This window comes from Desulfarculaceae bacterium, assembly GCA_020444545.1.
Classification (GTDB): domain Bacteria; phylum Desulfobacterota; class Desulfarculia; order Desulfarculales; family Desulfarculaceae; genus Desulfoferula.
In genome coordinates this window covers 91,301-107,678 of record JAHLKT010000005.1, presented here as the reverse complement: position 1 = coordinate 107,678, position 16,378 = coordinate 91,301, and the positions used below count along the sequence as shown (strand labels likewise).

The window sequence follows — 16,378 nt, the reverse complement described above, 5'->3', positions numbered from 1 at the left end:
TTGTCGAACAGCTCCAGGGCGCGGGCCCGCATCTGGTCTGGTGTCAAAACATCGCTCCTTTGGGGGGGCTGGTGTGCAATCAGCCGGTGAGGGGCGCCCTAGCCTTCCGAGGCCTCGGCCTGCTCCAGCAACTCGCCCAGCACCTTGGCCAGCTCGCCGGTGAGCATGGCGCACTCGCTGATGCGCCGGCTCTCGGGCTGGCCGTAGAAGGCCTTGACCTGATCCTTGTCCTTCCAGGCCACCTTGGCGATGTCGGCGCAGTTGGTGCTGCCGTAGGGCTCGCACATCTTCTCGAAGGCCTTGATCAGCTTGAAGCTGAGCAGCCACATCTTGGGGTCGTCTTTTTCCTCGGGGTTGGACTTGGCGTAGCGGGCCGAAACCGCCGCGATGGCTCCCAGCAAGATGCCACAGGTCTTGCCGCTGGAGGCGATGCCCCCGCCGAAAGCCCCCACCGCCCGGACCATGTCCGGGTCCTCCATGCCCATCTTCTCCTGGCCCACCATCATCAGGGCCTGGCTACAGTGCATCCGCTTGAGAAACAGCTCCTTGGCCTTGTCGCGCATCTGATCCGGGGTCATGCTGGTCTCCCTCTCAAGAGTACAACTTCCGGCGGCATGGGGGCCGCGAACCGCCCGAGGGAGTAAGTTACCACACCCCGTGGGGCAGGCGCACCGGGGCCAAGCAAACCTTGCTATTTACCCCGGCCGTGGTCACAATTGAGGGCATCGACTCAACCAGCGGACAACGCCCAACCAGGAGGACGAGCCTTGCGGCCGAGCCTTACTTTCAAGATAAAGCCCAATCTGCCCGAGGCCTTGACGCCCCTGGCCGAGATGGCGGGCAACCTGTGGTTCTCCTGGCACGCCGAGGCGGTGGACCTGTGGAACCGCCTGGGCCACCACCTGTGGACCGATCTCAAGCACAACCCGGTGGCCATGCTCAACCAGGTGAGCCAGGAGCGCCTGGAAATCCTGGCCAATGACAGCGGCTTTTTGGCTCAGATGGACCGGGTGGTGGGCCAGATGCGCGGCTATCTGGGGGCTCAGCGCTGCGCCTTTCTGAACGGCCGCATGCCAGAGAAGTTCTCCATCGCCTATTTCTCGGCCGAGTACGGCCTGGCCGACTGCCTGCCGCTCTACTCCGGCGGCCTGGGCATCCTGAGCGGCGACCACCTGAAAAGCGCCAGCGACCTGAACCTGCCCCTGGTGGGGGTGGGCCTGGCCTATGGCCAGGGCTATTTCACCCAATACCTGGACCCGGACGGCTGGCAGCAGGAGGAGTATCACCCCAACGACTTCTGGACCCTGCCCATGGAGCTGGTGCGCCAAGAGGACGGCTCGGAGCTGACCATCGAGGTGAACATCGAGGGGCAGCCGCTCAAGGCGCGGGTGTGGAAGGTCAACGTGGGGCGGGTGCCCTTGTACCTGATGGACGCCAACATCGAGGACAACCCGCCCGAGCTGAGGTCGGTGACCTACAGGCTCTACGGCGGGGACCGCCAGATGCGCATCCGCCAGGAGATTCTCTTAGGCATCGGCGGGGTGCGCCTGTTAAGCGCCCTGGGCATCGAGCCCAACGTGATCCATATGAACGAGGGGCACAGCGCCTTTGCCAGCCTGGAGCGCATCCGCCAGCTGCGCGCGGAAAAGGGCCTGAGCTTTGACGAGGCCCGCGAGGTGGTGCGCGCCTCCAACTGCTTCACCACCCACACCCCGGTGCCCGCGGGCAACGACTACTTCGAGCCCGATCTGGTGCGCCGCCACTTCGAGGGCTACGTGCAGGAGCTGGGCATCTCCATGCCGGTGTTGATGGGCTACGGCCGCATCAACCCCATGGACCAGTCCGAGCTGTTCTGCATGACCGTGCTGGCCCTACGGCTCAGCGGCTTTTGCAACGGGGTTAGCCGTTTGCACGGCAAGGTGAGCCGCAACATGTGGGCCGGGGTGTGGCCCCACTTCCCCACCGAGGATTTGCCCATCACCCACGTGACCAACGGGGTGCACATCCCCTCCTGGATATCCAACGACGTGGCCTACCTTTACTACCGCTACCTGGGGCCGGGCTGGCACGAGGACCCGGACAGCCAGACGGTGTGGAAGGCCATCGACGAGGTGCCCGACGCCGAGCTGTGGCGGGTGCGGGAGCGCCGCCGGGGCCAGATGGTGGACTTCTTGCGACGCACCCTGAGCGCCCAGCTGGCCAAGCGGGGGGCCAGCGCCGAGGAGCTGAAGCACGCGGCAGAGGTGCTCAATCCCGAGGCCCTGACCATCGTCTTTGCGCGGCGCTTTGCCACCTACAAGCGCGCGGTGTTGATCACCCAGGACCTGGACCGCCTGGCCCGGATGCTAAACGACCCAGAGCGGCCCATGCAGATCGTCTTCGCGGGCAAGGCCCACCCCAAGGACAACGAAGGCAAGGAGTTCATCCGGCGCATCGCCGCCCTGACCCGGGACAAGCGCTTCGCCGACCGCCTGGTGTTCATCGAGGACTACGACATAAACACCGCCCGCTATTTGGTGCAAGGGGCCGACGTTTGGCTCAACACCCCCCAGCGGCCCCTGGAGGCCTGCGGCACCAGCGGCATGAAGGCGGTGGCCAACGGCGGGCTGCACCTGAGCATCCTGGACGGCTGGTGGGACGAGGGCTTCCAGCCCGGCCTGGGCTGGGCCATCGGGCGCGGCGAGGAGCACAGCCAGGGCTACTCCCAGGACGAGGTGGAGGGCCGGGCCCTGTACCGCCTGCTGGAGAACGAGGTGGCCCCCCTGTTCTACCGCCGCGACCACGAGAACCTGCCTCGGGGTTGGATCGCCTACATGAAAAAGAGCCTCCTCACCCTGTGCCCGGAGTTCAACAGCCACCGCCAGGTGGAGGATTACGCGGAGATGGGCTATCTCCCGGCGGCCAGCCGCTACAACGGCCTGGTGGGCCAGGAGTTCACCGGAGCCCGCGAGCTAGGCGCCTGGGTGAGCCGCATCATGGAGAACTGGAGCCAGGTGAAGGTGGAGGCGGTGTACAGCGACGCGCCGGAGACCAGCGTCTGGGGCCAGGAGATCGAGGTGAAGGCCAGGGTGCGCCTGGGCGGCTTGCAGCCGGGCGAGGTGGCGGTGGACGCCTATTACGGCCAGCTGGGCGCGGACGGCGAGTTCGCCGAGCGCCTGACCCATATCCTGGACCCGGGCCAAGGGGGCGACGGAGTCTGGGAGTTCGTGGGGCGCATCAAGGCCCAGAGCACCGGCCGCCTGGGCCTGGCGGTGCGCGTGGTGCCCTACCACCCGCTCATGGGCACCAAGTACGCGCTCGGCCTGGCCGCCTGGAGCGACTAGGCCCGGCTTCGCCAGGCGGCGGGATACTGCGTCGCGGGCGGCGCTCGTTTCCTCGGCGTATTGACATATACGCCTGCGGAACTCGCTGGCCCGCGCCTTGTCTGCCGCCGCCTGACTGTGCCGGAGGCGGCAACTAATGGGCGGGACTAAATCTCATTAGGGCCAGGTTTGGAGCCTTTGGAAAAATGTAGCCGCCGGGGAGCGTGCAGCGAGGGGCGGTTGGCCGCCAGGTTGCGCTCCCGCCAGGAGCGGGCCAGGGTGAAGGTGGGCGAGGCGTCGCGCTCCGGAGCCGGGGCCAGGAAATCCTCGGCCACCCACTGCTCGGTGAGTGCGGCCCCGTCCTCGGGCATGATGCCCAGCACCCGGCTGATCTCGGCCAGGGTGACGGTTTCGTTCTCGTCGAACATGGGCAGCACCCGCTTCTGAGGCTTGGACAGCTGGTTGCGGGCCTTGGCCTCCAGGCGCTCACGGCGGGAGTCGGCGTCCTCGGCCCCCAGGGGGCCGCCGGACTTTAGATAATCATTGGCCTGATTCATGAATCCCGCCAAGACCCAATCGCCCAGCACCCCGGCCTCTTCCAGGCGGGCAGCCTGCTGGGAGGCGCGGAAATCAAGCCAGCGCAGATAGACCTGATCGGAGACGTTTAACTCGATGACCGGCATAGCCATCCTCCTTGTGCCTCTGATTTACCAGCATACACGCCCGGAGTCCAGGCAATGAGCCCAGCGCCGGTGATCTGGCTGGCCGGGGGGCCAAGCGCCCGCGCCCGGGCGGCGGGGGTGGCCCGGGGCCTGGAGCCCGCGGCCAAGCCCTTGTTCATCGGTCCGGCGGGAGAGCCCGCCCCGGACCTGGACGCGCCCCTGGACGGCCTGGGCCTGGTGCTGGAGGCCTGCCCGGTGGAGCTTAGGCCCGTGGCCCTGCTCTGCCTGGAGCCCGGCGAGGCCCGCGCCCTGGAGGTCCTGCCATGCCCCACCCTGGCATGGGGACAGGCCATGCCCGGCTGCGACGCCGTGGCCCCGGCCGACCCGGCCGAGGCGGCGGCGGCCTTGCTGAGCGCCGCGCGGGAGGGGCGCGCCTGGCCCTGGCTGGCCTCGGTGCAGGTGAACCTGCCGCTCACCATGCTGCTGGGCCGCTACCGCCCCCTGGTGGAGGTCTTGGCCGTGAACCCGGAGGTGGGCATCGACGCCCAGGCCCTGGACCGGATGGGCGAGGCCGAGCTGGCCCAGGCGGCGGAGCTGCTCAAGGGCCGCCGGGTGACGGTGCATCTGCCCTTCATGGATCTGGCTCCGGGCAGCCCGGACCCGGCCATCGCGGCCGCCAGCCTGGGGCGCATATCCCAGGCGGCGGAGTGGGCCCTGATACTGGGGGCCGTGCGCGCGGTGGGGCATCTGGGCTATCTGGCCGACACCCACCGCGATCTGCCCGCGTTTTGCTCCCGCCTGGCCCGGGGCCTGGCCCCCATCGCCACGCGCCTGCGCGAAGGCGGCTGCGAGCTGGTCCTGGAAAACACCTTCGAGCCCGCGCCCAACGTGCTCCTGGCCGCGCGCCAAGCCATCATGGCGGCGGGCGGTCCTCCGGTGGGCTTCTGCCTGGACGTGGGCCACGCCCATTGCTTCACGCCTACGCCCCTGGCCGCCTGGTGGGAGGCGCTCTCGCCGCACCTGGGCGAGATGCATCTGCACGACAACGACGCCACTTTCGACACCCACCAGCCGCCCGGCTGCGGGGTGGTGGACTGGGCATTCCTGAAGGAGCGCATCGCTTCCCTGGACCCGGCGCCGGTGCTGACCCTGGAGCCCCACGCCGAGCCGGACCTGTGGGGATCGCTCAGGGGCCTGGAGCGGGTGTGGGGAGAGCCTCCCTTGGGCTAGGGAGCGGTTGGCTCCCTGGTCCCGCTTAATGCCGGGAACAGGTTTGTAACCGGACCCTGCCTGGGAAGAGGTTTTTAAAGGAAAGAAAACCGGGCGGGAAGCCTTGGGCCTGAGCTGCCGCGCGGTCTGCCCGTGGCAGGTTCGGACAGAGATCAGGGCGGGCGGCGATGCAAAACTAGAGCTGCCGGCCCGACCGTAGTCCTCGGCCTCCGGAGGCGAAGCGGGAGCCTTGGCCGAGGTCCGGGGGCATTCGGACAGGAACCCTCCCCCGGCTTATTCCCTTCCAAACCTCTTTCCCGATGATTCCCCAGCCTCCGCGCCCATTAGCGCAAGGTCTGGTCAGTGCCGCCCTCGCCGACAGCGCCTAATCCGCCGCGCGGTGCTCGGCGACCACTTCCTTGGCCAGGTTGTAGGTGACCATGGCCGCGGGCACCCCGCAGTAGATGGCGATTTGCAGGATGATCTCCATGATCTCCTCCTCGCTGCACCCGTGACGCAGGGCGGCGGCCAGGTGGATCTTCACCTCGTTGGGCCGGTTCAGGGCACTGATCATGGCGATGTTGAGCATGCTGCGCGTCTTGCGGTCCAGGCCCGGCCGTCCCCACACCTCGGCCCAGCAATACTTGTTGACCAGCTCCTGCAAGGGCATGCCGAAGTCCAGCTTCTGGCTGGTCTCGATGGAGGCGTCCACGTACTTTTGGCCCAGCACCTCGCGCCTGATCTCCAGGCCTTTCTGGTTCATGTCTTCGCTCATGGTTGCCCCTCTCTGGCTCAGCCTCGGCTGGTTGGCGGGTTAGGCGCGCCCGGCGGCTCCGGGCGCTGGTCTCGATTATAGACCATCCCCTCCCCCGGCCGGGGGATGCTTGCCGCCAGCGCCCCGTGGTTTAATGGCCCGAACCCCAACGGAGGCGCCCCATGGACTATCGCCACATGACCGCGCCCTGCGGCCTGGACTGCTTCAACTGCCACTTCTATCTGGCCACCCAGGGCGATGCCGACGCCCTCAAGATAACCAAGTCTTTTCACGACACCATGGGCATGCCCGAGGAGATCATGCGCTGCTCCGGCTGCCGGGCCCACGAGGGCCACCCGCCCCTGCACACGGTGAGCTTCGACCGGGAGGGGCCCTGCCCGGCCTATGGGTGCAGCCAGGCCAAGGGGCATGACTTCTGTTGCGACTGCGACGAGTTCCCCTGCGACAACCTGCACCCCTACGCCGACCGGGCGGACAAGGTGCCCCACAACACCAAGGTGTTCAACCTGTGCCTGATCAAGCGCATGGGCCTGGAACGCTGGGCTCAGGAAAAGGCGGGCAAGGTGAGGGAGACCTACTTCACCAAGTGGTGGACCCTGGAGTGAAGCGGCTGCCGAGTCTCCTGACCGGGGAGAAAAAATGAATTCGCGGACGAAAGCCAGCCCCCTTTTCCAACCGGGCGCCATCGGTGGCCTGAAGCCGCGCAATCGTCTGGTGCGCTCGGCCACCTTCGAGGGCATGGCCACTGACGAGGGGGAGCCCACCGGGCGGCTGCGGGACCTGTATTGCCAACTGGCCGAGGCGGAGGTGGGGCTGATAATCACCTGCGGGGCCACCATAGAGGCCTGGCAAAAACGCCCCAGCGCCCTGGGGATGTTGTCGCCCCTGGCCATGCATCACGACCGGTTCATGGAACCGTGGCCCAAGCTGATTGACGCGGTTCACGCCAGGGGAGCCAAGCTGGCCATGCAGATCGGCCACCTGGGCCGCCAAGACGTCCCCCAGCTGCGGGGATCGGCCCCCCTGGCCCCGTCCCCGGTTCCCATCGAGGCCAGCGGCGTAGTCCCCCAGGAGATGACCGGAGACGATATCGCAGAGGTGACGGAGCTGTTCGGCCAGGCCTGCCGCCGCGCGCAAGAGGCCGGGTTCGACGCGGTGGAGTTTCACGGCGCCCACGGCAATCTGATCACCAACTTCATGTCGCCTTTTACCAACCGCCGGGACGACGAATATGGCGGCGGCCCGGCCGGGCGGGCCCGTTTCGCGGTGGAGGTGGTGCGGCGCTGCCGGGAACTGGTGGGGCCGGATTACCCCTTGATCATGAAGCTGAGTTTCTCTGACTTCCTCGAGGGCGGCCTGCAAAGCGGCGAAGCAGTGGAGATCGCCGCCCTGATCGCGGAGGCGGGCCTGGACTGCATCGAGGTGTCCGGCGGCACCTTGTCCGAAAGCCCGGAGCGCATAGCGGTCAAAGGGGTGGCCAAGCCGAGCCAGGAGGCCTATTTCCGGGCCCATGGCCGGGCCATAAAAGACCGGGTGGGCCTACCAGTGATTCTGGTGGGCGGCATGCGCAGCCCAAAGGTGATGGAGGATGTGCTGCGACAGGGAGAGGCGGACTTCATAGGCATGAGCAGGCCGTTTATCCGCGAGCCGGAGCTGCCCTTGCGCTGGAAGGGCGGGGACATGCGCAAGGCTATCTGCATCTCCTGCAACCAGTGCTTTGAAAACTGGATGTTCCGGCCCCAGCGCTGCTACGTGGAGGAGCCGGTGACGGACTGAACCCAACCTCTATTCCATAACTTGGCCGGGACGCCGGAGGATTACGTTTTCTCCGGCGATCCCGGCTCTCTTTTTCTTTTTCCCAAACCTTTACCAACCGGCACCCTTTCCGAGGTTCTCCCTGTTGTGAGGCAAGGCTCGCATAAACCTACAAGTTTTATTTTTTATCGTTTTATTTTAATTTATCGTTGACACAGTTGATTAGCTGCGTCATGATCCTCTCCATGATCCTGCCCAAAACTTACTAACGCACCTTCCAGGAGCCGAGAGATGAATCAACAAATCGAGCGCATAGCCAGGGTGAGTGCGCGCCTGCGTACCGTGACCACCCTCCTGATGATCGCCATACCCGTGGTGCTGGCTTTGGCTTGGGCCTTTGCGAACCACCTGCCCTATGTCCTCGCCCAGCTGCCGGTTCCCGTAAAGGGCTACCTGCCCCAAGGCACGCGGGCCCTGGCCTTTTTGGCCAGTATGCTTCCCGCCGGGGTGGCCATTTTCGCCCTGTCGCGCCTGCGGCGGCTGTTCTACCTCTACGCCCATGGGGATATCTTCCGGGCGGCCAACGTGGCCTGCTTTCGCCAACTGGGCTGGTCCTTGTTCGCCTGGGCCGGGGCCAGCTTTTTGTTCAAGCCCATTGCCGGGGTCATCCTCACCTTCCACTGGACACCGGGCACCCGCCTGTTGGTCCTGGGCATAGACAGCCAGGACGTGGTGGCCGGATTCATGGGCCTGGTAGTCATCACCGTAGCCTGGGTCATGGACCAGGGGCGGGTGTTGGCCGAAGAACAAGAGCTTTACGTCTAGGAGGATGAACATGATAGTGGTCAACCTGGACGTGATGCTGGCCAAGCGCAAGGTGAAGTCCAAAGACCTGGCTTCGGCCGTGGGCATCACCGAGCAGAACATCAGCCTGATCAAGACCGGCAAGATAAAGGGCCTGCGCCTGGCCACCCTGGATGCCATCTGCGGCTTTCTGGAGTGCCAGCCGGGTGATCTGCTGGAGTACCGCGAGGGGCAGGCGGATTTATAGCCCTAGTTCCGGAAGGAATATGTTAAAAAGGGGTCATTAGCCCGTCGTCATGGGCCCTAGAGGAGGGACGGATAATGACCAGCGAAGCCAAGAAGCTCGGACTCGTAGGCGCCATATTCCTTATCGTGTCGTCCCTGGCGGGCAGCGGGGTCATCGCCCTGCCCCAGCAGCTGGCCGCCACCGGGTCCATCACCCTGGTCTCGTTCCTGCTGGTCACCGCCGGGGCCCTGTTCCTCACCCTGGTCTACGTCAAGGCAGGGATGATGTTCGACGACCCCAGCCCCACCGCTCTGGCCACCTACGTCAACCCGGTGTTGGGGGCCAAGAGCGGTTTCTTCTACGTCTACGGCAACCTCATCTCCAACGTGTCCATCCTCATCGCGGGCCTGGGCTACTTGGCCATCTTCGTGCCCGCCCTGAACCACCCCATCTTCCTGGGCATCACGGTGATCGCCCTAATCTGGGTCTTCGTGATCGCCTCCATGCGCGGCGTGGGGGTGATCTCCAAAGTCGTGTCCATCACGGTGACGCTGCTGTTGATCTCGGTGATCATCACCGCCGTGGCCGGTTGGCTGGATTTTGACACCGCCCAGTTCAGCAAGAACTGGAACGTCTCGGGCATGGGCTCGGGCAAGGCCATCATGTCCGGCTTCGCGGTGCTCATCTTCTCCTTCGTGGGGGTGGAGAGCATCGCCACCAACAACGAGCAGATCGCCAACCCCCAGAAGATCGTGCCCATCGCCACCATCGTGGGCTTCATCATCGTGGCCATCCTGTACATCGCCTCCACCACGGTGATCGAGGGCATGTTCCCGGCCAAGGAGATTCAGACCGCGCCCGCCTCCTTCGCCCTGTCCATGCAGAAGATCTTCGGCTCCAAGGTCATCGGCGAGATCACCTCGGCGGTGATGGCCATCGCCTGCATCGCCTCGTTCATGGTGTGGAACCTCTCCTCGGCCTCGGCGGCCAAGACCAGCGCGGACAACGGCTTCTTGCCCAAGGCCTACTCCTACACCAACAAGCACGGTATCTACTCCAAGGGCCTGGTGATCAACGGCGTGATCATGACCGTGGTGGAGCTGATCCTCATGTCTCTGGGCAGCAACATCGCCGCGGCCTTCAACATCACCGTGACCATCTCGGTGCTGCTCTTGCTGTTCCCCTACTTCTGGTCGGGCATCGCCATCGTGAAGAAGGACATCGCCACCGGCACCAAGTCCATCGGCAACAAGATCATCGTGGCCTTGTCGTCCATATTCCTGATCTCGGCATTCGCCTCGGCCACCCTGGACGAGCTGTGGCTGGTCATCGCGCTGGTGCTGGTGGTCATCGGGGTCTACGCATTGATTCTGGCCAAGCCCAAGGCGGGAGCGGCGGGGAAGGCGTAGGAGGGGCGGCAGCGCCTTTCCCGGCTGCTGCCCGCTAAGACGCGCCAGCCGAACGAACCTTGGCCCCTGCCGGCATTTCAATGTCCTTGGCTGACACCTTGGGATGTTTCGCGGCCTTTTTGGCAATTTTGGGAAGGTTTTTCCAGTAGGCCGGGCCCCCTCTGTTTGGATCCCAAATGTATTCGCAATGCGGTTTCACTGCCTGGAAGCACTTGCATACCGAGGCGCCGTAGGTGTCATAGAACAAGTCAGAGTCATATAGCTTCTGGCTCATGAAGATGGCGGCGAAGTCATAGGTGGAGCAAACCAGGGAAGCCAGACGCTTATCCTCCTCATCCCATTCCTCATAATCCTTGCGGCTGAGAACGGTAATGACGTGGGTGCGCGCATCGCGCACCTCCATCTTTTGGAGATAGTTCGTGATGGCAATGAGGTTTTGGCCTTTGGCCGCGTGGCGCGTGGTTTGGAGGTGCAAAATATAAATTATTACCGTGGCCACGATGGCCAGCCCAGTAAGGCCCTGTACCCCCAACATGGTCATCTGAAAAGTGGTCATGCCTGTCCCCTTTCCCTGACTAAGGGGCAGGCCTGATCCTCACGGGGGAGGAGCTTCCCCGGCCATGCTCGGAAGATGATGCTAGGTGGGTCTGTGCAAAGAATGCCAACAAAACAGGTCGTGATGTCAACCTTTTTTACCCGCTGGCAACGCTGCGGTCACTCGCATTTCGGATCGTTTTGATTCCTGACCCCGGACGATTCCAAGGAAGATTGCCACGGCTCGCCGCGAGGGGGCGCCTGCTGCGGCCCGCCGCATGGGGCGGCTCGCCTCGCAATGACCGGCTATTTATGGATAGGACCCCAGGCGCGGCCGCATTAAAAAAGGGCCTCCCTGGCGGGAGGCCCTTAAACGTTAGGCGAAACGTTACTTACTTGATCTTGCCCAAAGCGCGCAGCACCTTCTCCGGGGTGATGGGCGTCTCCATGCAGCGGTAGCCCACCGCCTCGTGGACCGCGTGGCTGATGGCTGGCGCGGTGGGGATGGCCAGGCCCTCGCCCGCCTCCTTGGCGCCGTAGGGCCCCTCGGGCTCGTAGGTCTCTATCTCCACCGAATCGCCGGGTGGCATGTCCTCGGCCGCGGGCATCTTGTAGTCCAGGAAGTTGGTGTTCAGGGTGCGGCCCTTGTCGTCCATGACCAGGTTTTCCATGAGCGCGTAGCCCAGGCCCATCTGGATGGCGCCCTCGAGCTGGCCCTCCACGGACATCTTGTTGATGGCCACCCCGCAGTCGTGGGCGGTGTACATCTTGTCCACCTGGATCTGACCGGTGCCTTCGTCCACCGTGACCTCGGCCACCTGGGCCCCGAAACTAAAGGCCGGGCTGACCAGGCCCTTGTTGCGCGGGGTGTAGTAGCCCCGGGCGGTGAGGGGCTCGCCCTCGCGGCCGCGCAAGGCCTTGTACACGCACTCGCCGAAGGGGATGCCCTTCTTGGGGTTGGCCCGCACGAACACGCGCTCGTCCTCGAAGGCCACGTCGTGGATCTGGTTCAGGTCTAGCTCGCTGAACAGCACGGGCCGCAGCATGGCCTTGATCTTGCCGGCGGCCTCGATGATGGCGTTGCCGTTCATCAGGGTGACCCGGCTGCCCCAGGTGCCCAGGTCGGCCTTGGGGGTGCAGGCGGTGTCCATGCTGATGAGGCGGATCTTCTCAATGGGGATGCCCAGCTCGGCGGCCAGGATCTGGCGGAGCACCGTGTCCGGGCCCTGGCCGATGTCGCAGGCCATCACCGCCAGCTGAGCGGTGCCGTCCTCGAAGACCTTCAGCTCGGCGGCCGAGAAGTTGTACTTGGTGTTGAACCAGTTGAACACGCCGCCGCTGATGAAGCTGAAGCAGCCTATGCCCAGGCCCTTGCCCTTGGTCTTGTTCTTTTTCTTCTCGTCCCAGCCGCTGATGCGCCGCACCTCTTCCAAAGACTCCTTGAACCCGCAAGAGGAAATGGTGGCCACGTCGGGGATGACGTCGCCGGTCTCCATGGCGTTCATCAGGCGGATGTCGATGGGGTCGATGCCCAGGTCCTCGGCCGCGATGTTCATCTGGGTCTCGGCGGCAAAGGCGGCCTGGGGCGCGCCAAAGCCGCGCATGGCGCTGGCCGGGGGCTTGTTGGTGTAAACGTGGCGGCCGAAGTAGCGGTAGGCCGGGTAGTTGTAGAGCATGTTGCCGAAGGTGCCGCACAGGAAGGTGGCAGTGGGGCCCATGGCGTTGTAGGCCCCGCCGTCCAGCATGACCTGGAAGTCCTTGGCCAGGAGCTTGCCGTCCTTGGCGAATCCCACCTTGGAGTAGATGGTCATGGCATGGCGGCGGCGGCCATAGGCCAGCTCGTCGTGGCGGGTCAGGGTGAACTTCACCGGGCGGCCGGTGCGCATTGACATAAAGGCCGCGCAGAACTCCCAGGGGCGAAGCTCCATCTTGCCGCCGAAGCCGCCGCCGATCTGCACCTTCATCACCCGCACGTTGTTCTCGGGCAGGCCCAAGGTGGAGGCCAAGAGGCACTGGACAATGTAGGGCGTCTGGGTGGAGGTCCACAGGGTGACGCGGTTGCCCTCCTCGGCCTGGGCCAGGGAGGAGCAGGGCTCCATGTAGGCGTGCTGCACCGGGTGCACCCGGAAGGTGTCCTCGCGGATGTAGTCCGCCTTGGCGAACATGGCGTCCAGATCGCCGTAGTCGATTTTGCGGACCAGGCTGACGTTGCCCTTGGACTCCTCGTGGATGAGCCCCGCGCCCTCGGCGGTGGCATCCTCCACCGAGAAGATGGCGGGCAGCTCCTCGTACTCAACTTCGATCAGCTCGATGGCCCGCTCGGCGGTGTCCGCGTCGAGGGCGCAGACTGCGGCCACCTCGTCGCCCACAAAGCGCACCTTGTCCACGGCCAGGGGCAGCTCGTCCTGGCTCTGGGGCACCAGCCGCCAGTTGCCGTACTTCACCCCCGGGGTGTCCGCGCCCACGATCACGTCCTTGACGCCGGGTAGAGCCTTGGCCTTGGACACGTCGATGCGCTTGATCTTGGCGTGGGCATAGGGGCTGCGCAGCAGCTTGCCGTAGAGCATGCCCGGCAGCTTCATGTCGTCGGTGTAGATGGCCCGGCCGGTCACCTTGGCCGGCGCGTCCAGGCGGGGGATGCTCTGTCCGATGATGGCGGGATTGTTCATGACACACCTCCCGCGGCTTGCTCGTAGCACTTGGCCAGCACCCGCTGGGCCAAGACCTGCACCATGGCCCGGCGATAGGAGGCCGTGGCCCGAACGTCGTCGATGGGGCGGCAGGACCGCACACAGGCCGCTCCCGCCTGGGCCAGGAGAGTCTCGTCGGGCTTCTGGCCCTCGATCATCTGCTCGGCCTCCAGGCAGCGCACCGGAGTGGGAGCCACCGAAGCCAGGGCCAGGCGGCAGCGGATCACCTTGCCCTCCAGGTCCAGATTAATGAAGCCGGCCACGCCCACCGCCGCGATGTCCACCTTGGAGCGCGCGCTCAGGCGCATGTAGGCCGAGCCGCTGCGGGGCGGCGGGTCGGGCACCCGGATGGCCTCGATCACCTCCAGGGGCTCCAGCACGCTGAGGCCCGGGCCGGTGAAGAAATCGGTGAGCTTGATCTGGCGGCGGCCGCCGCGCTCCACCGCCACCAGCGAGGCGCCGTAGGCCAACAGAGGCGCGGCCGTGTCGCCGCTGGGCGCGGCGTTGGCCAGGTTGCCGGCCACGGTGCCCATGTTGCGGATCTGCACGGTGGCCATCACCGAGCAGGCGTGGGCCAGGGCCGGGTAGAGCTTTTTCACGTCCGCATTCTTGCCCACCTCGGCCAGGCGGGCCGCGCCGCCGATGACCAGGCCGTCGGACTCGGCGTAGGAGATGGTGCGCAGGCCCTTGACCCGGTTGAGGCTGATCAGGTGGTCCGGGCTCACCGCGCCGGCTTTCATTTTCATGAGCAGATCGGTGCCCCCGCAGAGCACCTTCACGCTGGAGCGGTGGCGGCCCAGCAGGTCCAGGACCTCTTCCAGGCTGTCGGGCTGGTGCACCGTGAAGTGAGGCATGACCATGGCCTAAGCCTCCTTCCCGGCGTCGGAGAGCTTCTTGGCCGCCGCGCCGATGGCGTCTACGATCTTGTTGTAGCCGGTGCAGCGGCACAGGTTGCCGCTGAGGCCCTGGCGAATCTCGGCCTCGCTGGGTTCGGGGTTGGCGTCGAGCAGATGCTTGGCCGCCAGAACCATGCCTGGAGTGCAGTAGCCGCACTGCACCGCGCCGTGCTGCACAAAGGCTTCCTGGATGGGATGCAGCTTGTCCGGCGAGGGAGAAAGGCCCTCTATGGTGGTGATGTCGCGCTGGTGGGCTTCCACCGCCAGGGTGAGGCAGGAGCTGATGCTGCGGCCGTCCATGAGCACGGTGCAGGCCCCGCAATCGCCCTGGGCGCAGCCGATCTTGGTGCCGGTGAGCCGAAGGTCTTCCCGAAGCACGTCGGCCAGGGTGCGCCAGGGCTCCACCGCCAGCTCGTAGCGGTCGCCGTTCACTATAAGTTCTATGTTTTGTTTGGCCATAGATGACCTCCCCGCATGAGGGCTTTGGGCTGTTTTCCCTGTGATTATGGCCTAAAAAGGCGCTGTAACCATTGTGAGCCCAAACATAGCAGCCCCGGGGGCCGGGGTCAACCATTCTCTGAGGGGGGCATTGCGTTCAGCGGAGTGAACTATGCCCGCTTGTTTGGCTTGGCAACCCCCAGGGGGCGGAGCTGGGCCGCCGGGGTGAAGAGGCGCTTACGGGCCAGGCTGACCGCCAGGACGCTGCCCAGGGTGGTGGAGCCCACCAGCATGAGCATCACCACGATCTGGTATTTGATGGCCAAAAGGGGGTCGGCCCCGGCCAGGATCTGGCCGGTCATCATGCCCGGAATGAACACCAGGCCCACCCCCATCATGGAGTTGATGGAGGGGATCATGCCCGCGCGCACCGAATCGGCGAAAATGGCGGACGTGGCCTCTTTGGGGTCGGCCCCCAGGGAGAGCATGGTCTCCACCTCGCCCGCCCGGTTCTTCATCTCCCCGAACAGGCGCTCCAGGGCCAGGGCCATGGCGTTCATGGAGTTGCCCACCACCATGCCCCCAAGGGGCAGGAAATAGCGCGGCTCCCACCAGGGATCGGCCTGCACCACCACCCCCACCACCAAAAAGCTCACCACCATGTAGGAGAGCAGCATGGACCAAAACACCGGCCAGAACACCGGCACGCCCTTGCCCCGCACCCGGCTGGTGACGATGCGGGCCGCGAAGAAGATCATGCCCGCGAACACCGCCAGCACCAGCCAGGGCCAGCTCAGGGCGAAGATGTAGAGCAGCACGTAGCCCATCAACAGGAGCTGGCCAAAGGTGCGCAGGGTGCCCACCACCAGCTCGCGGCCCAGGCCCAGCTTGAGCCACAGAGAGGCCCCTCCGGCCAGGAGGATGAAGCCCAGGGCCAGGGCGATCTGGAGCCAGCCGATGGGCACCGCGCCGCTCACGCCGTTTCCTCCAGCAGACCCTCGCGCAGCACCAGGTGGCGTAAGGCGCCCATGGCCTGGGGCGGCTGGTGGCTGACCAACAGCACCGCGCGGCCCAGGGCCGCCTGCTCCACCGCCGCCTGCTCCACCAACTCGCGGGATTCGGGGTCCAGGGCGCTCACCGGCTCGTCCAAGAGCAAGGCGGCGGGCTCCAACAGCAGCATCCGGGCCAGGGCCACCCGCTGCTTCTGGCCCAGGGAGAGACCGGCGGCCGCCGCCTCCAGCCCCACCCCGGCCAGGCCCAGGCCCTCCAGCAGGCGCAAAAGGCGGTCGCCCGAGGGGCGCGGCAGGCCGTGGGCCGCCTTGAAGGCAAAGGGGGCCAGCAGGTTGTCGCCCACGCTGCCTTCGAACATCACCGGGGTCTGGGGCAACAGGGCGGCCTTGCGGCGCAGGGCGGGCGGGTCGTAGGAAGCGAGCGGCTTGCCCGCCAAGAAAAGCTCGCCGCTCTTGGGCTCGGCCAGGCGGTTGATCAGGCGCAGCAGGCTGGACTTACCCCCGCCGGAGGGCCCCGAGAGCCAGGCCAGATCCCCGGCCTCCAGGGACAGGGACACGCCGGAGAGCACCGGCGCGCCGCCGGGGGTGTCCCAGGAGACGTTCTCCAGGTGAATCAAGGGACCGCCGTTGCCGTTGGCGGCCCCTGGGTTGGGTGATTCGGGGCTCAA

At 65.7% G+C, this 16,378-nt stretch carries 16 protein-coding genes; 7 read left to right on the top strand and 9 right to left on the bottom strand.

All coding sequences use genetic code 11. The features are described 5' to 3' along the window. Positions 1-98: 98 nt before the first annotated feature. Positions 99-578 carry a C-GCAxxG-C-C family protein gene (locus KQH53_15600; GenBank protein ID MCB2228105.1) on the bottom strand — a complete coding sequence of 160 codons (480 nt, stop codon included), beginning with the start codon at positions 576-578 and terminating at the stop codon, positions 99-101. 189 nt (positions 579-767) lie between these two features. Between KQH53_15600 and glgP the strand changes: the two genes are divergently transcribed. After that, positions 768-3,323 carry an alpha-glucan family phosphorylase gene (gene glgP, locus KQH53_15595; GenBank protein MCB2228104.1) on the top strand — a complete coding sequence of 852 codons (2,556 nt, stop codon included), beginning with the start codon at positions 768-770 and terminating at the stop codon, positions 3,321-3,323. Positions 3,324-3,469: 146 nt separating this feature from the next. Here the strand turns inward: glgP and KQH53_15590 are convergent, their stop codons facing one another. Next, on the bottom strand, positions 3,470-3,985 hold the full coding sequence (locus tag KQH53_15590; protein ID MCB2228103.1) for a hypothetical protein: 516 nt from the start codon (positions 3,983-3,985) through the stop codon (positions 3,470-3,472). Between the two features lie 54 nt (positions 3,986-4,039). On the opposite strand from KQH53_15590, the gene KQH53_15585 reads away from it, so the two are divergent. Continuing rightward, positions 4,040-5,194, top strand: a complete 1,155-nt coding sequence (locus KQH53_15585; GenBank protein MCB2228102.1) for a sugar phosphate isomerase/epimerase — start codon at positions 4,040-4,042, stop codon at positions 5,192-5,194. A 364-nt stretch (positions 5,195-5,558) separates the two neighbouring features. Here the strand turns inward: KQH53_15585 and KQH53_15580 are convergent, their stop codons facing one another. Continuing rightward, a complete protein-coding gene (locus KQH53_15580; GenBank protein MCB2228101.1) occupies positions 5,559-5,948 on the bottom strand; it encodes a carboxymuconolactone decarboxylase family protein in 390 nt (129 codons plus the stop codon). Positions 5,949-6,109: 161 nt separating this feature from the next. Here KQH53_15580 and KQH53_15575 point away from each other — a divergent pair, with 161 nt between their 5' ends. From KQH53_15575 to KQH53_15555, 5 genes are all read left to right on the top strand, one after another. Continuing rightward, on the top strand, positions 6,110-6,553 hold the full coding sequence (locus KQH53_15575; protein MCB2228100.1) for a DUF3795 domain-containing protein: 444 nt from the start codon (positions 6,110-6,112) through the stop codon (positions 6,551-6,553). Between the two features lie 34 nt (positions 6,554-6,587). Beyond that, positions 6,588-7,724 carry an NADH:flavin oxidoreductase gene (locus tag KQH53_15570; GenBank protein ID MCB2228099.1) on the top strand — a complete coding sequence of 379 codons (1,137 nt, stop codon included), beginning with the start codon at positions 6,588-6,590 and terminating at the stop codon, positions 7,722-7,724. A 270-nt stretch (positions 7,725-7,994) separates the two neighbouring features. Continuing rightward, entirely contained in the window at positions 7,995-8,528 is a 534-nt protein-coding gene (locus KQH53_15565) for a DUF2975 domain-containing protein (GenBank protein ID MCB2228098.1), read from the top strand. Between the two features lie 10 nt (positions 8,529-8,538). Next, a complete protein-coding gene (locus KQH53_15560; GenBank protein ID MCB2228097.1) occupies positions 8,539-8,754 on the top strand; it encodes a helix-turn-helix transcriptional regulator in 216 nt (71 codons plus the stop codon). A gap of 74 nt (positions 8,755-8,828) precedes the next feature. Then, complete coding sequence (locus KQH53_15555) at positions 8,829-10,142, top strand: amino acid permease (GenBank protein ID MCB2228096.1); 1,314 nt, start codon at positions 8,829-8,831, stop codon at positions 10,140-10,142. A 34-nt stretch (positions 10,143-10,176) separates the two neighbouring features. Here KQH53_15555 and KQH53_15550 read toward each other — a convergent pair whose 3' ends face one another. The 6 genes from KQH53_15550 to KQH53_15525 form a co-directional block, all read right to left on the bottom strand. Continuing rightward, positions 10,177-10,698: a hypothetical protein gene (locus KQH53_15550; GenBank protein MCB2228095.1), complete on the bottom strand. Its 522-nt coding sequence runs from the start codon at positions 10,696-10,698 to the stop codon at positions 10,177-10,179. A gap of 370 nt (positions 10,699-11,068) precedes the next feature. Beyond that, positions 11,069-13,345, bottom strand: coding sequence for a molybdopterin-dependent oxidoreductase (locus KQH53_15545; GenBank protein ID MCB2228094.1), 2,277 nt, complete (start codon positions 13,343-13,345; stop codon positions 11,069-11,071). Next, positions 13,342-14,226: a xanthine dehydrogenase family protein subunit M gene (locus tag KQH53_15540; protein ID MCB2228093.1), complete on the bottom strand. Its 885-nt coding sequence runs from the start codon at positions 14,224-14,226 to the stop codon at positions 13,342-13,344. Before KQH53_15540 ends, KQH53_15545 begins: the two co-directional genes overlap by 4 nt. Before the next feature lie 3 nt (positions 14,227-14,229). Continuing rightward, entirely contained in the window at positions 14,230-14,721 is a 492-nt protein-coding gene (locus KQH53_15535; GenBank protein MCB2228092.1) for a (2Fe-2S)-binding protein, read from the bottom strand. Positions 14,722-14,870: 149 nt separating this feature from the next. After that, entirely contained in the window at positions 14,871-15,677 is an 807-nt protein-coding gene (fetB, locus tag KQH53_15530) for an iron export ABC transporter permease subunit FetB (GenBank protein ID MCB2228091.1), read from the bottom strand. Then, positions 15,674-16,378 (bottom strand): ATP-binding cassette domain-containing protein, encoded by a 705-nt coding sequence (locus tag KQH53_15525; GenBank protein MCB2228090.1) that lies wholly within the window; start codon positions 16,376-16,378, stop codon positions 15,674-15,676. The genes fetB and KQH53_15525 overlap by 4 nt, the downstream gene beginning before the upstream one ends.

Coding starts and splice junctions, on each gene's coding strand:
- KQH53_15540 (MCB2228093.1), bottom strand. CDS start 14,226: ATGGTCATGCCTCACTTCACGGTGCACCAGCCCGACAGCCTGGAAGAG.
- KQH53_15535 (MCB2228092.1), bottom strand. CDS start 14,721: ATGGCCAAACAAAACATAGAACTTATAGTGAACGGCGACCGCTACGAG.
- KQH53_15550 (MCB2228095.1), bottom strand. CDS start 10,698: ATGACCACTTTTCAGATGACCATGTTGGGGGTACAGGGCCTTACTGGG.
- KQH53_15560 (MCB2228097.1), top strand. CDS start 8,539: ATGATAGTGGTCAACCTGGACGTGATGCTGGCCAAGCGCAAGGTGAAG.
- KQH53_15570 (MCB2228099.1), top strand. CDS start 6,588: ATGAATTCGCGGACGAAAGCCAGCCCCCTTTTCCAACCGGGCGCCATC.
- KQH53_15565 (MCB2228098.1), top strand. CDS start 7,995: ATGAATCAACAAATCGAGCGCATAGCCAGGGTGAGTGCGCGCCTGCGT.
- KQH53_15590 (MCB2228103.1), bottom strand. CDS start 3,985: ATGCCGGTCATCGAGTTAAACGTCTCCGATCAGGTCTATCTGCGCTGG.
- KQH53_15555 (MCB2228096.1), top strand. CDS start 8,829: ATGACCAGCGAAGCCAAGAAGCTCGGACTCGTAGGCGCCATATTCCTT.
- KQH53_15585 (MCB2228102.1), top strand. CDS start 4,040: ATGAGCCCAGCGCCGGTGATCTGGCTGGCCGGGGGGCCAAGCGCCCGC.
- KQH53_15545 (MCB2228094.1), bottom strand. CDS start 13,345: ATGAACAATCCCGCCATCATCGGACAGAGCATCCCCCGCCTGGACGCG.
- KQH53_15575 (MCB2228100.1), top strand. CDS start 6,110: ATGGACTATCGCCACATGACCGCGCCCTGCGGCCTGGACTGCTTCAAC.
- KQH53_15600 (MCB2228105.1), bottom strand. CDS start 578: ATGACCCCGGATCAGATGCGCGACAAGGCCAAGGAGCTGTTTCTCAAG.
- KQH53_15580 (MCB2228101.1), bottom strand. CDS start 5,948: ATGAGCGAAGACATGAACCAGAAAGGCCTGGAGATCAGGCGCGAGGTG.